This window comes from Fusicatenibacter sp. (assembly GCF_977045365.1).
On record NZ_CDRRUH010000036.1, the window covers coordinates 16,741 to 31,272 of the forward strand.

Here is a 14,532-nt window from a genome sequence, read left to right on the forward strand (position 1 = left end):
TATAGCTGTATTCTATCACTCTTTCCCTGTTTTTACAATTTATTTTTTCCTATATCCTCCGTTTTTCTTCAAAAACCGCAGAAAAATCCGGTTTACGGGCGAATTCTGCTCCCGAAACCGGATTTTCTCTGTTTTATCACACTATTTTATAAAACTTTATTCTTCTGCTTTTTCAACCTTCGAAGCTCTTTCCTCAATCTCTTTTGCCTGGATATCGGACGGAGCCTGCTCATATCTTGCAAACTCATAGGAGAAATCACCGCTTCCGCCTGTCATGGAGCGGAGCGTTGTGCCGTATCCGTAGATCTCAAGCTCCGGAACATCGGCCTCAATAATGGTATGGCCCTTGTGATCCGGGTTCATGCCGAGTACACGGCCGCGGCGTTTGTTGAGGTCGCCCATGATATCGCCGGTGTATTTATCGTCTACGGTGATCTTCATCGAAACGATCGGCTCAAGGAGAACCGGAGATGCTTCCATAAAGCCTTTCTTGAATGCCTGGATCGCTGCGGTCTTGAATGCCATCTCGGAGGAGTCTACCGGATGATAAGAACCATCATACAGAACGGCTTTCACGCCGACTACCGGATAAGCAGCCAGAGGGCCTTTCTGTACAGCTTCCTGGATACCTTTTTCAACAGCCGGGAAGTAGTTCTTCGGAACAGCGCCGCCGACAACTTCCTGCTCGAAAACGTATGGTTTTTCGAGATCACCGGAAGCGGAGAAGCGCATCTTTACATGACCGTACTGACCGTGGCCGCCGGACTGTTTTTTGTATTTTGCTTCTACATCCGAATTCTTGCGGATCGTCTCGCGGAAGGCTACCTTCGGACGTGACAGCTCTACTTCTACTTTGTAGCGTTCCAGCAGTTTGCTTACGATAATATCGATGTGCTGGTCGCCCATGCCGTACAGCAGCGTCTGATGGTTTGCAGAATCGTTGACTGCTTTCATCGTCAGGTCTTCCTGCATCATCTTTGCAAATGCCTGGGAAATCTTATCTACATCGGCTTTGTTCTTCGGTTTATATCGTTTTGCGGTGTACGGAGTGGAAACATCCGGTTTTCCGTAGCGGACCTGATTGTTCTTTGTCGCAAGGGAATCACCGGTTTTTGCATCGCCGAGTTTTGCGATAGCACCGATATCTCCTGCGTGCAGCTCCGGTACTTCGATCGGTTTGGAGCCTTCGAGGACATACAGTTTATTCAGTTTTTCTTCGGATTCCTGATCTACATTATAGAGTACATCGTCGCTCTTGATGACACCGGAGCAAACCTTGATCATCGAATATTTTCCAAGGAACGGATCCACGATCGTCTTGAAAATGGTCGCGCTCTTCGGTTTTGCGAAATCGTAATTTGCCTCGAAAATCTCGTTCGTGTCGAGGTTGATGCCGGCACACGGACGGGTGGACGGATCCGGGAAGTATCCGCAGATATCATCAAGAAGGTTCGATACGCCCTGCAGATTGACCGGAGAGCCCATGCATACCGGAACGATGGTGCCGTCTCCTACGTTCATGGCAAGCGCTGCGGAAATCTCTGCTACCGAGAACTCTTCTCCGCCAAAGTAGCGGTCCATAAACTCTTCACTTGTTTCTGCCACGGATTCCATCAGGGTTTCACGGTACTTCTCCAGATATTCTACGGAGTAATCCGGAATCGGGCATTCTTCTTTTTTATCTTTTTCGATATATCGGCGGCCTTTGTTCTTTACGATGTTGATATATCCTACAAATTTACCATCCTCACGCAGAGGCATATGAAGCGGTGCGATTCGTTTTCCGTACAGTTCGGTGAGCTGCTCCACTACCTGACGGTAGCTGACATCGTCCTGATCCATTTCCGTTACGAAGATCATACGCGGAAGATTGTATTTCTCGCAGAGTTCCCATGCTTTCTGGGTTCCGACCTGCACGCCGGCTTTTCCGGATACTACGATTACAGCGGCATCTGCTGCGGAAGCGGCTTCCTGTGCTTCTCCTACGAAATCAAACATTCCAGGAGTATCCAGAACATTGATCTTATTCTTTCCCCATACGACCGGGACAAGCGTTGTGGAAATCGAGCATTTGCGCTTGATTTCTTCTTTGTCAAAATCGCTGACGGTATTTCCGTCTGTCACTTTTCCGAGACGGCTTGTCATACCGGAAAGATAAGCCATAGCTTCGGTCAGACTTGTCTTTCCGGAACCGCTGTGTCCCAGCAGCACCACATTTCTGATTCGGTCAGTTCTAAAAACGTCCATATGTAATACCTCCCATGTAAGTAAATTTGCAGATTGTAAGGCCGCTCCTGTTCGCCTTTCTGCTTTTTATCAAGATTCACGTCTTCCGTTCCTCTTATCATAGTCACTATTCTACTAAAGTTTTTTCTTTTTTGCAAGTATATTATTCATATTTCACAATATATTTCTGAATTTTTAAATTTTATATGTATTTTAGCTGGTTATTCTGCCTTTCTTCCGCTTTTCTGTCTGGCTTTTCTGTGGAATCTGCCGGATTTTGCAAAACAAGCAAAATTGCTGCCTTCCAAAAATGCTTTGTCACTTTAAAGCAAGAAATCTTTGACATTTGATTTCAGATGCTTTACAATGTCTTTTATACGATTTACCTACGAAAAATGTCAGAAAGGACTACTTGAATTATGTGTGATACATCCGAAAAAATCTGCATCGGCTTTATCGGCCTTGGCCTCATCGGCGGCTCCATTGCAAAAACCCTCAGAAAGGTTCACCCGGAGTATAAACTGATGGCCTACTGCCGCACCAAAGCGACGATCGAAGAGGCAATTCAGGAGGGCGTGATTGATATCGCGCTGGAAGAACGGGACGACCGCTTTGCCGACTGTGACTATATCTTCTTATGTGCTCCTGTCAGCACCAACATCTCCTATCTTCCGTTCGTGAAAGGCATCGCAAAACCGGGCTGTATCATCACAGACGTCGGAAGTGTAAAAGGAGAAATCCATCAGGCGGTTGAGACCCTCGGCATGACGCACCAGTTTATCGGCGGCCATCCGATGGCAGGCTCCGAAAAGACAGGATATTCCAGTGCCACCGATTACCTGCTGGAAAATGCATACTATATGATTACACCTGGACCAGACGTTGAGATCGCGGCAGTTTCCGCTTTCGTTGATCTTGTCCAGTCCTTAAAGGCGATCCCGATGGTTTTAACATACGAAGAGCACGACTACATCACCGCAGGTGTCAGCCATCTGCCGCATATCGTTGCCGCTACCCTGGTCAATGCACTCGCATCCCTGGACACACCGGAAGAGCAGATGAAAACCGTTGCTGCAGGCGGCTTCAAGGACATCACCCGCATCGCTTCTTCCTCCCCGGAGGTATGGCAGCAGATCTGTCTCTCAAACCAGAAGCAGCTCTCGAATGTGCTGGATTCCTATATCCGCCTTCTCGTCCAGGCAAAATACCTGGTTGACAACAAAAAAGGCCACGAGCTCTACAATATGTTTGAGAGTTCCCGCGAATACCGGAATTCCATGGAAGATTCTTCCTATGGACCAACGAAGAAAGAATACGTCGTTTACTGTGACCTGCTCGATGAAGCTGGCGGAATTGCAGCCGTTACAACGATTCTTGCCATCAACCAGATCAGTATTAAAAATATCGGCATTACGCATAACCGCGAGTTCGAAGAGGGCGCTCTCCGCATTGAATTTTATGAAGAGCAGGCAGGCATTCTTGCCCGGAAGGTCTTAAAAGACCATGGTTATACCATCCATATCCGCAATTAAAAGTGCGTATATTTTGACAGGAGGAAGTTACGTTATGCAGTTCCAGAAAGCAGTACGCCCTCTGCGCGGAGAAATCTCCGTGCCGGGCGATAAATCCATTTCCCACCGCGCCGTCATGTTCGGTGCCATTTCAGAGGGAACCACAGAAGTCACAAACTTTTTACAGGGTGCCGACTGTCTCTCCACCATCTCCTGCTTCCGCAGTATGGGCATTGAGATAGAGAACACGCCGGAGCGCATCCTCGTTCATGGAAAAGGCCTGCACGGGCTTTCGGCTCCGTCTGCCGTTCTCGACTGCGGAAACAGCGGAACAACGACACGCCTGATCTCCGGCATTCTTGCCGGCCAGAACTTTTCCAGTACACTGACCGGTGACGCTTCCATTCAGAAACGGCCGATGGGACGCATCATCAATCCGCTGACCCAGATGGGCGCTTCCATCCGCAGTATTCCGGAAAACGGCTGTGCGCCGCTTGCGATCAACGGCCATCCGCTCCACGCCATCTCCTATCTTTCGCCGGTCGCATCCGCACAGGTCAAATCGTGTGTCCTGCTTGCCGGACTGTATGCTGACGGAAAAACAAGCGTTACCGAACCGGCTCTTTCCAGAAACCATACGGAACTGATGCTGAAATTCTTCGGCGCCGACGTTGCCTCCGAAGGGCTGACCGCATCGGTTCTGCCGGACCCGGATCTCCATGGAAATCTCGTCCGTGTGCCGGGAGATATTTCCTCCGCCGCCTACTTCATCGCCGCCGCGCTGATAGTTCCAGGCTCTGAGGTGCTCCTGAAAAATGTCGGCATCAATCCGACCCGCGACGGTATGCTCCGCGTCTGCCGCGCCATGGGTGCTGACATCACACTTCTGAATGAGCAGAACTCCGGCGGAGAACCGGTTGCAGACCTTCTCGTGCGCTATACGCCGTCTCTTTCCGGCACTGTCATCGAGGGCGAACTGATCCCGACCCTGATCGATGAAATCCCGATCATCGCGGTTCTTGCCGCCACAGCGAACGGTACAACCGTGATCCGGAATGCGGAGGAGCTGAAAGTCAAAGAATCGAACCGTCTTGATATCATGGTAAACGAACTCACCGCGATGGGTGTTTCCCTGGAAGGCACGGACGACGGCATGATCATTGAGGGCGGAAAACCGTTCCACGGCGCCCAGATCGACAGCCGCCTCGACCACCGCATTGCGATGTCGTTTGCAATCGCATCGCTTGCCGCAGAGACACCGACGGAAATCCTGCGCGCCGGCTGTGTGGATATCTCGTATCCGACGTTCTACCAGGATCTGGCACGGCTGCAGGCATAAAAAACGTTTAAACAAAAATGGATTGTGAAGATCATTTCCTCACAATCCATTTTTTTTGCTTTTACCCTGTTCTTCCGGCCATTCCAACTGTTTCTCCCTGCCGTACCCGCGTCTCGATTCCAAGCCGCGAATAATTCCAGATCCGTTTTTCCGGCACTGCGCTTCCCTTCTGTGCCAGAACGATCACTGTCGAACCACCGAAGGCAAAATAGCCTTTCTCTTCGCCGCGCTGTACACGTCTCGCCGCTCCGGCATTTTCATTGACAATCTTTCCGACCATCATCGCGCCGACCTCCATCTGCAGCAGTGTGCCGAAATTTGCGGACTGCAGCAGCGTGTAGGTTCTCGTATTTTCTTTATAGATCGGGCAGAAATCATTCGCCGCCGGATTGACCGTGTGGAGCACACCCTCAATCCGCCGTTCCGTCGAGCAGACGCCGTCATCCACAAAGAGATACCGGTGATAATCGTCCACGGAAAGCCGGAACAGAAATAACGTTCCGCCCTCATACCGTTTTGCCAGCTTCCGGTCGCGCAGAAGCTGTTCCAGCGTATATTCTGTGTTCTTGATCTCAAACTTCCCGTTCTCATGAATCGGATAAACCGTAAGCCGCGCATCACACGGGCTGATAAAATCCTGCGGCGCATTGGAAAACGGACGTGCATCCATTTTCAGCTTCCGCACAAAGAAATCATTGAACGAGATAAACTGCTTTGCGGTGCATTCCTTCATCGAAATACGATTTTTCTTTACAAACGGTGCAATCAGCGGCACCGACCAGCGGCTGTCCAGAAAGCGGCCTGCCGCACGTGATACAATCGGCTGAACCAGCGGCTGCATCGCGGCTCTTCCGGCGGCATGGCTGTACATCATGTGCAGAAAACGGTCCTGCAGATCATTTTCCTCGCGGATCAGATCAAGCTTTGGATGATTTTTCCCCTGTTTTCGGTAAGGACAAGCGCAGAGTCTCAAATCGTTCTTCCTCCCTTCCAGATCAGAAGTCCGCGGAGCACAGCCGCTCCAACGACCGCTACCAGCACAGCAAGCTCTTTATTCGTCGGCTTGCGGAAGCGGAAATCTGTGATAAACAGAACGCCGACCGCCAGCACCAGCAGATGCAGCCAGATCAGAAAGTATCCGCGGCAGAGCGGCGCAAAGACGAACAGCAGCGGCAGAGCTACTGACATCGAGGTAATCGGCAGTCCCTGGTAATATTTCCGGTTCTCCGAAGTTTCATTCTGACGCTTCTCTTCCATCACGTTAAAATATCCCAGACGGATCACGCCCGCAAGACCGTAGAAAATAAGAATCGGAATGCTGTAAAAATGTGTCATGCCAAGCTCATAGCAGAGCACGATCGGAAAGACGCCGAAACAGACCACATCGCAGAGCGAATCGATCTGAATGCCGAACCGCTTTTCATCTTCGGTCCTGTTTTTCTTCGTCCGCGCAATTTTTCCATCGAACATATCGCATAGTCCGGAAAAAGCAAGACAAAAAATCGCCCAGTTAAAGTGTCCCCGCGTTGCAAGAAAAATGCCGCTGATGGACGATGCAAAGCTGATATATGTTAATATTACGGTATAATCATAGAACCCTATCATATGTAGTTCCCCCTCTTTTTTCTCTTTTCGTATTCCCGATCGTAAGCTGTGCGACGATGGTAAAGACTGCACTCACCAGCAGCTCCCCGTAGTAGCCGAGCCCTCTGGAAAGCACCATTGCCGGAAGAAGCAGCGTGCTTCCAAAGACCGGCGGAAAAATTTTCAGGAACAGTGTCTCGCTGATTCCCATTCCTCCCGGAAGCGGCAGCATGTCAACCGATACGGAAATAACCGCCTGCAGCAGCACAATGGTGATAAAGGAAATGCCTGATAGATGGAAGGCGCGGTATACAAACCATGTTGCTGCAAATAAAGCAAACCTCTGTGCAAAGGTAATCGCAAGGACATTGACCAGCACCATTTTGTGGGTGCCAAGATACGCTGCCGTATTCTGGTAGACTTCCATGGAAGCTTCCAGTTTTTTCAGGCGGCTTTCTTTTCGTTTCGTCAAATGCAGTTTTTCCACGATTTTCAGTCCAAAAACCAGAATCGTCCGCGCAAGCGCCGGATGAAAAACTAGAATAAGCATGGCTGTGATACAGAAGACATTCAGACCGATTCCCAGATAGAAAACCGGAAGGATTTCCGTCAGATACCGGTGCAGGAAGCCCTGTCCGAACAGAACAAGCCCAAGTCCCACCACGACCAGTACCGCTTTGTAGGTGATCGTGACGATCATCAGAATCACCGTTGATACCGGAAGTGATATTTTCTCTTTTTTCATATAGTAGAGCTGCATCGGCTGGCCGCCGCTTGCGGACGGTGTGATACAGCTGAAAAAGAATCCGACGGAAGAAAACAGAAAACATGTCCGCTTCTTCACCGGAATCTGAAAGGAATGCATCATGTACCAGATGATGATCGATTCTCCCCAGATAAAAAACACGACACAGAACAGTCCCGGCAGCAGCCACCGCACGTCTGCGCGCCGCATTGCTTCCATCATTGCCCCAAGGTCTTCGCCGTGGAAAACACCGTATATCGTCAACGCAAAAATCACAACGAGAAAAACAGTATTCACGATCATTTTTTTCTTACTCTGCACGGCGTTTCCACCTCCTTCGTTCCAATATCATTCCATACCATGCACCAAGATGCGTGCGTCCCGCGATCTGCCACGTCACTTCTGCCAGAAGCGCTCCGCCAATCACATCTGCAATCACATGCTGCTTTGTTGTCAGCGTAGAAACAAACACGGCAAGTGCCGCCCAGAAAGAGAACCGCTGATACCAGCGCGGAATCTCCCTTCTGCCGCGGACTGCGATATAGCAGAACCAGCTGTTCAGGCAGTGAATCGATGGGAACAAATTGTCCGCCGCATCCATCTGGTAGAGCAAGGCAAGCATCTGATTCCAGAATCCCTGTTCCGGGATCGACGGCCTTACGTTCGTTGTCGGCAGCAGCAGATAAAATGCCATACAGACAAGCCGCGCCAGAACATCTGCTGCAAAGAACCGCCAGACAAATTCTTTCTCTCTGCTTGCGGCAATCAGATAATTTACAATCCAGACCAGATAACAGCCAAAATAAATCACGATCGTCCACGGGATCACCGGGATCTGCTGGTCCAGCACCGTTTCTATATTGTAATGTTTCCACGAACTGGTAAACAGCCGCGTTCCAAAATAAGCGATAAAATTCGCTGTCAGAGTCAGAACCAGCGGCAGGATACCATAGTATGGAAACTTTCTTCTCTCGTCTCTCTTCAAAATCCGTCCTCCCTTGTCTCAAACACGTATCAGTATACGCAAAAACATTCCCTGACACAACCCAGTTCCGCTCGTTTTCAGAAACCTTAATAAAATCTTCTGTTTTTCGGCAGGGAAAAAGAAAGATTTAGAAGATTCGCTGGACAAAAAACGACCATATAGGGCTTCGCGGGTGTTCCTATATGGTCGTTTTCTTTCAGCATCGTATTTTTGTCATAAACGAATTTTTTATTCAATCATCATGGCATCGCCGAAGGAGAAAAAGCGGTATTTTTCTCTTACAGCCTCTTCATAAGCTGCCATAATATGCTCTTTTCCAGCCAGTGCCGATACCAGCATCACAAGTGTGGACTCCGGCAGATGGAAATTGGTGATCAGCCCGTCGATCATCTTGAATCTGTAGCCCGGATAGATAAAGATCTCGGTCCAGCCGCTTCCGGCTTTTAAAATGCCGTCCTCGCCGGTTGCCGATTCCAGGGTACGGCAGCTCGTTGTTCCGACTGCGATGACACGGCCGCCTGCTGCTTTCGTATCGTTGATCAGTTTTGCCTGATCTTCTTCTACCACATAAAACTCAGAATGCATGTGATGCTGGGTGACATCCTCCACTTTCACCGGACGGAAGGTGCCGAGGCCGACATGCAGGGTTACATGTGCAATCTTTACGCCGGCATCCCGCACCTGCTGCAGAAGCTCTTTTGTAAAGTGCAGTCCTGCGGTCGGAGCGGCTGCGCTTCCCTCATGTTTCGCGTATACCGTCTGGTAGCGGTTCTTATCCTGCAGTTTGTGTGTGATATACGGCGGCAGCGGCATCTCGCCAAGCTGGTCGAGGATCTCCTCGAAAATGCCGTCGTAATGGAACTGGATCAGACGGTTTCCCTCATCGACAATATCCACAACCTCTCCGGTCAGAATGCCGTCGCCGAAGGAGATCACCGTGCCGACCTTACATTTTTTGCCCGGTTTTACGAGGGTCTCCCAGATATCATTTTCTCTTCTTTTTAACAGAAGGATTTCGATTGCTGCATCGGTGCCGACTTTCGAACCGTAGAGACGCGCCGGAATTACTTTGGTATCGTTGATCACAAGGCAGTCGCCCGGTTTTAAGTATTTCAGAATATCACGGAAATGGCCATGCTCATATTCACCGGTTTCTTTATTCAGATGCATCAGGCGGGAGGCGCTGCGGTCTTCGAGCGGATCCTGCGCAATCAGTTCTTTTGGCAGATCATAGTAAAAATCTGAAGTTTTCATTGGTTTCCTCCATTCTATTGCAAGCCGGCGCATAAGGCCGGTGGTCTACAAAATATTGAGTTCTGTAACTCGCTGCACGCTTTCTTTTTAAGTCCAACGCCCCTTATTATACCATTGCATCTGCCATCTGACAAGAAATTTAGGAAACCATTTCTGCGATTTTTCTTTTATTCAATCACCGCTGTGCTTCCCACACCTTCACGGCTTCTGTTTTTCGTCACAACGATCTTTTTCTCGATCCGTTCTTTTAATTCCGGCACATGGGAGATAATGCCGACCATACAGTTTCCGCCGGCAAGTCCCTCCAGTGCCTTGACTGCCTGATTCAGAGACTCCTCGTCGAGCGAACCAAAGCCCTCATCCACAAACATCGCATCGAGCTGGATTCCTCCCGCGTACGACTGGATTTCATCAGAAAGGCCAAGTGCCAGTGAAAGCGATGCCTGGAAAGACTCACCGCCGGAGAGTGTGCGGACACTGCGCTCTGTTCCGTTATAGTGATCGATGACATTCAGATCCAGACCGGCTTTTTCTTTTTTATTTGCACCGTCCTCCTGTCGTTTCAGTTCATACTGCCCGCCGCTCATGGTCAGGAAACGGAGATTGGCTTTTCGCAGAATCCGGTCAAAATAGGCCATCTGAACGTACGTCTCGAGTTCGATTTTCCGCTTTCCGCCAAGAGTGCCGCCTGCCGTATCAGCGAGTGCGCGTACCCATTTGTACTCCTCTTCCACTGCCTGCATCTGGCTCAGCTGATTCTGCACGGCCTGATATGTGGACCGGTTCGTATTCGCCGCATGGTACTGTTCGCTGTGCTTCTGATCAACTTTTTGTTTCTGCTCTGTCAGCTCTGCAATTTTTTCCTGCAGTTCTGTTTCGGAAGGAAGGGTATTTTCTGTTTCTGCAGCTTCTTCGAGGGAACGGATTGCCGCAATGGCTGCGCGCACTTCGGTCAGACGGTTCTTTACTTCATCGAACGCTTTTCGGGCTTCTTGCTGTGCCAGCTCCAGCTGCGCTTTTTTCGCACTCCATTCGGAAATGTTGGTCCGCAGCTGTGCTTCATCTTTTCCAGCAAGCTGTGCTTCTTTTTCCCCGATCTTTTCCAGCAGCGTTTTTTCCATTTCCCTTACTTTTGTTTCCAACAGTTCTTTTTCGTGAATCGCTTTTTCCCGCTGTTCCATCTGCTCTGTCCCTGTCTGAATGATCCGTTTCAGAGCTTTCCATTCTTTTTGTTTCGCAAGAAGCTCTTTTTTACGTATTGAAACCTGATTTTTCTCCTGCTCCAGAGCTTTTTCACATTCCAATGCCGCCAGCAGCAGCTGCTGAAGCCTCTCTTCTTTTTCCGGTTCCTGTCGAAAAATATCCCATTTGTTTTTAGCTGTCTGCAGCTGTCCTGCATCGGCCTTCTGATCTTCCGCCGCAGTTTTTAAGATCTCTGCGATTCTCCGTTCCAGCTGTACAGAAAACGTCTGTTTTTCTCCTTCCAGCCGGCCAAGTTCTGCCTGTTTTTCTGCCATCACCTGTTTCCGTTTTTCCCGCTGCTTCTGTTCCTGCTGCTGCTGTTTTTCATATGCCGCATATTCTTCCCGGCGCGTTTTCTGACGCTTTTCTTCTGATGCAAGCTGTTTTTCTGTTTCCTTGGCAGCCTGTGCAAACTGCTCTTCTGATAGCTGTGCCAGACGTTCCTGTTCTTTTTGGCATTTCTGATCCACTGGTACTTCTTCTGTCCTTGCCGGAACAGCAGCTCGCCAGGCAATCCGCCGTGCCAGTTCTTCCCTTGCCGCTTTCGTCTGTCTTCCGAAGTTTCCCGCCGCTTCGCTTAATGCCGCGGTCACTTCGTTCTGCTTCTGCAGTTCTTCTTTTTTCTGATCCAGCGCTTCCTTATCCGGTGCATGCTCCGCCTTTTTTGCCAGTGCCGGATGATGCACAGATCCACAGACCGGGCACGGGGTTCCCTCTGTCAGATTTTCTGCCAGAACCCCCGCCTGCGCATCCAGAAACAGCCTTTCCATCTCCTGATATGTTTCCCGCACATCATTTCTGATTTCCAGACTTTTTCGATACGCCTCCTGCTTCTCCTTCCACTCTCTCTCCGCTGCCGTCCAGTTTCTCAGCAGCTGTGAAAATTCTTTTCCTGCCTGCCGCCTTTTTTCCTCCTGCAAGGCAGCATCCTGTCTTTCTGCCAGCTGCACCGCCGTCGTTTCCATCTGAACCGAAAGCGCATTTTCCTGCTCCTGCAGATGCTTTAACTCTTCGGTCAGAACTGCGGCCTTTTGATTCGCCGCAAGAACCGCCTCACGGTAGGATGTCATCGTTTCAAGCCGTTCCCGTACCTGTGTCTCTTTCTGCTCCGCCCGTGCCAGAAGCGTCTCCGTTCCGGAAAGTGCTTCTTCCTGTTCTTTTTGTTCTGTAATCTGCGCTTTTGCCTGTTCCTGCTCCGTTCGCAGCCCTTCTTTTTCTTCCGCTGCCGTCTGCAGTTCCTTTCGCCGTTCCAGAAGTTCCTCTTTTTCCTGTTTCATCTTCCGCAGCAGTTCCAGGCTTTCCTGCCCTGTGCGGATCTGTATTTCCAGTTCTTTGCAGACAGAGGCCTCCCGGTCTGCCTGTTCGCTCTTCTGCCGTTTCTCCGCCTCTTCCGGGATCAGCTCCTCCAGTTCTTTTTCTTTCTGGGCTTTTTCCTCCTGCCGCTTCCGGCTCTCTTTTACCTTTCCAAGCAGCCGGTTCTGCTGTTCCATCTGCGTTCCCAGTGCACTGCGCTCCTCTTCCAGCCTGGAAAGGCGCTCCTGATCCATCTCGATGCAGAGTGCCAGCAGCTCCATGCCGCGCATCACCTCTCCGTCAAATTTTTCTTTTTTCAGCTTTGCAAGTTCTTTCTGAAACACCGCATCCTCTGGGCAGACAATCCCCGTAAGATACTGGCTGATGCTCCGTTTTTTCTCATCATACGTTTTCCACCGCGCTTTCGCCGCATCCCGCAGCCGGTTCTGCAGTTCCTGATAAATTTCCGTATGGAACATTTTTCGGAAAATTTCGCTCCTGTCTGCCGTCCCCGCGAGGAGAAGTTTCTGAAAATCGCCCTGCGCAATCATGGCAATCTGCCGGAACTGACGCTGATCCAATCCAAGAAGCTGCGTTACCGCCTTGGTCACTTCCGTACTTTTTGTGACCGGCTGCCGCTCGTCCGGGAAAATCAGCTCTGCATTCGCCTTCTCTGTTGTCATCCCCTGGCCGCGGTCTTTCGGGCGCAGATACTCCGGATTCCGTTTTACGGTGTAATCTTTTCCGCGGTATGTGAAGGTGAGTTCTACAAAGGTGCGTACTTCCGGTTTCGCATATTTGCTGCGGAACATCTCCCCTTTCCGGATTTCACCGCTCGCCTCGCCGTAGAGCGCAAACGTGATCGCATCAAAAATTGTCGTTTTTCCCGCGCCGGTATCTCCTGTGATCAGATATAATCCACCGCCGCCCAGCTGTGTAAAATCCAGATCCATCCGGTCCGCGTACGGGCCGAATGCGCTGATGGTCAATTTCTTTGGCTTCATTCCTTCATCCCCCGCAATAGTTCTTCTACAAACTGCTCCTGCACCTCTGTCATCGGCTGGTTATTCTGCAGCTCATAAAACTCCTGAAACAGCTCCAGCTCTGACTTCTCCTCCACACGTTCAGCCGCACGGACTTCTGCATTCGACCGCGTTCGTTTATTATCATATTCGAGACGCATCAGATTGGGATAAATGGTCCGAAGTTTTGCCATGCCGTCCGGCACATCCTCTTCATCCATCAGGGTCACCTGCAGGTAATCTTCGCAGTCTCTGTTCTCATAAAATGATTTCGCCGTCACTTCCAGATACGTTCCCCGGATTTTCCGGAGATCATGGAGCGGCTTTAATGGAATCGTGCGCAATTTGACTGTTCCTTTTTCTTTCAGCTCCACAACGGTAATCGACTTTTCCTGTCCTACTTCCGAAAAGGAGTATTTAAGCGGTGCGCCGCAGTAGCGAACGGTCTCGCGGCCGACTTTCTGCGGACTGTGGATATGGCCGAGCGCCACATAGTCAAACGAAGCAAAGAGTTCTGACGGTATCTGATCCACATCGCCGACCTGCAGTTCTTCGGCATCGCAGCGCTTCGCCCCTGTCACGAACTGGTGCGCAAGAAGCACATTCCGCTCCTTCTCATCGATTTTGATCTGCCCCAGCGCAATCCGCACAGCGTCCGCCGCAGACTGCACCTCCTCCGCGCGCTCCGGCAGGGCATGGCGTACCGTCGACGGGCGTAAAAATGGAAGAAGGTAAATCCAGACCGTTCCATATGCATCCTGCATCGGAATCTTTTCTACGTTTCCGTCATATACCTTTGAAAAATAAATGCCGCTTTTCCCCATCAGACTCGCTCCAAACGCCAGCCGCTCCGCCGAGTCGTGATTGCCGCTGATGACAAAAACCGGAGTTTTCCGCTCCGAAAGCCGGGTCAGAAACGCATCAAACACCTGCACCGCCTCTGCCGTCGGAATCGTCCGGTCATACACATCCCCGGAAATCAGAATCCCATCCGGCTTTTCCTGCTCCGTTTCATGCAGAATCTGCGTTAAAATATATTTCTGATCCTCGATCATGGAAAACTCATTCACACGCTTTCCAATGTGAAGATCGGATAAATGAAAGAATTTCACGAAAAACCTCCTTAAAATAATATAGTTAATTACATCTAATCATAGACAAATGTGTTTAGCTCGCATTCTCAAACCAATAGATTTTTGAATAGTTCCATAGTAATTTGCACTTTCTCGCATTAACTTTTTTACAATGTTTTGTTGGGCTTTGAAAATTAATCGCTTTTTGTTCCGGGTATAGTGCTGTTACATATCCTCTGTGAGTTTCGCCATTTTTGA

Annotated in this window: 10 protein-coding genes; 2 read left to right on the forward strand and 8 right to left on the reverse strand. The window is 50.0% G+C overall.

The features are described 5' to 3' along the window. Positions 1 to 156: 156 nt before the first annotated feature. Entirely contained in the window at positions 157 to 2,247 is a 2,091-nt protein-coding gene (locus tag ACY2VW_RS09075) for an elongation factor G (RefSeq protein ID WP_461877844.1), read from the reverse strand. Between the two features lie 398 nt (positions 2,248 to 2,645). Between ACY2VW_RS09075 and ACY2VW_RS09080 the strand changes: the two genes are divergently transcribed. Next, on the forward strand, positions 2,646 to 3,758 hold the full coding sequence (locus ACY2VW_RS09080; RefSeq protein ID WP_461874241.1) for a prephenate dehydrogenase/arogenate dehydrogenase family protein: 1,113 nt from the start codon (positions 2,646 to 2,648) through the stop codon (positions 3,756 to 3,758). Between the two features lie 34 nt (positions 3,759 to 3,792). Then, positions 3,793 to 5,076 (forward strand): 3-phosphoshikimate 1-carboxyvinyltransferase, encoded by a 1,284-nt coding sequence (gene aroA / locus ACY2VW_RS09085; RefSeq protein WP_022461415.1) that lies wholly within the window; start codon positions 3,793 to 3,795, stop codon positions 5,074 to 5,076. A 61-nt stretch (positions 5,077 to 5,137) separates the two neighbouring features. On the opposite strand, the gene ACY2VW_RS09090 is transcribed toward aroA, so the two are convergent. The 7 genes from ACY2VW_RS09090 to ACY2VW_RS09120 all read right to left on the reverse strand — a co-directional run bounded on the left by ACY2VW_RS09090 (position 5,138) and on the right by ACY2VW_RS09120 (position 14,313). Next, a complete protein-coding gene (locus ACY2VW_RS09090; RefSeq protein ID WP_461877845.1) occupies positions 5,138 to 6,049 on the reverse strand; it encodes a phosphatidylserine decarboxylase in 912 nt (303 codons plus the stop codon). Further along, entirely contained in the window at positions 6,046 to 6,681 is a 636-nt protein-coding gene (locus ACY2VW_RS09095) for a CDP-alcohol phosphatidyltransferase family protein (protein WP_461877846.1), read from the reverse strand. The genes ACY2VW_RS09090 and ACY2VW_RS09095 overlap by 4 nt, the downstream gene beginning before the upstream one ends. After that, on the reverse strand, positions 6,665 to 7,726 hold the full coding sequence (locus ACY2VW_RS09100; RefSeq protein ID WP_461877847.1) for a lysylphosphatidylglycerol synthase transmembrane domain-containing protein: 1,062 nt from the start codon (positions 7,724 to 7,726) through the stop codon (positions 6,665 to 6,667). The genes ACY2VW_RS09095 and ACY2VW_RS09100 overlap by 17 nt, the downstream gene beginning before the upstream one ends. After that, a complete protein-coding gene (locus tag ACY2VW_RS09105; protein ID WP_461877848.1) occupies positions 7,716 to 8,390 on the reverse strand; it encodes a phosphatase PAP2 family protein in 675 nt (224 codons plus the stop codon). The genes ACY2VW_RS09100 and ACY2VW_RS09105 overlap by 11 nt, the downstream gene beginning before the upstream one ends. Before the next feature lie 228 nt (positions 8,391 to 8,618). Next, a complete protein-coding gene (queA, locus tag ACY2VW_RS09110; RefSeq protein ID WP_461877849.1) occupies positions 8,619 to 9,644 on the reverse strand; it encodes a tRNA preQ1(34) S-adenosylmethionine ribosyltransferase-isomerase QueA in 1,026 nt (341 codons plus the stop codon). Positions 9,645 to 9,811: 167 nt separating this feature from the next. Continuing rightward, positions 9,812 to 13,183, reverse strand: coding sequence for an SbcC/MukB-like Walker B domain-containing protein (locus ACY2VW_RS09115; protein WP_461877850.1), 3,372 nt, complete (start codon positions 13,181 to 13,183; stop codon positions 9,812 to 9,814). Continuing rightward, positions 13,180 to 14,313 (reverse strand): exonuclease SbcCD subunit D, encoded by a 1,134-nt coding sequence (locus tag ACY2VW_RS09120; protein ID WP_461877851.1) that lies wholly within the window; start codon positions 14,311 to 14,313, stop codon positions 13,180 to 13,182. Before ACY2VW_RS09120 ends, ACY2VW_RS09115 begins: the two co-directional genes overlap by 4 nt. Positions 14,314 to 14,532: the final 219 nt, after the last annotated feature.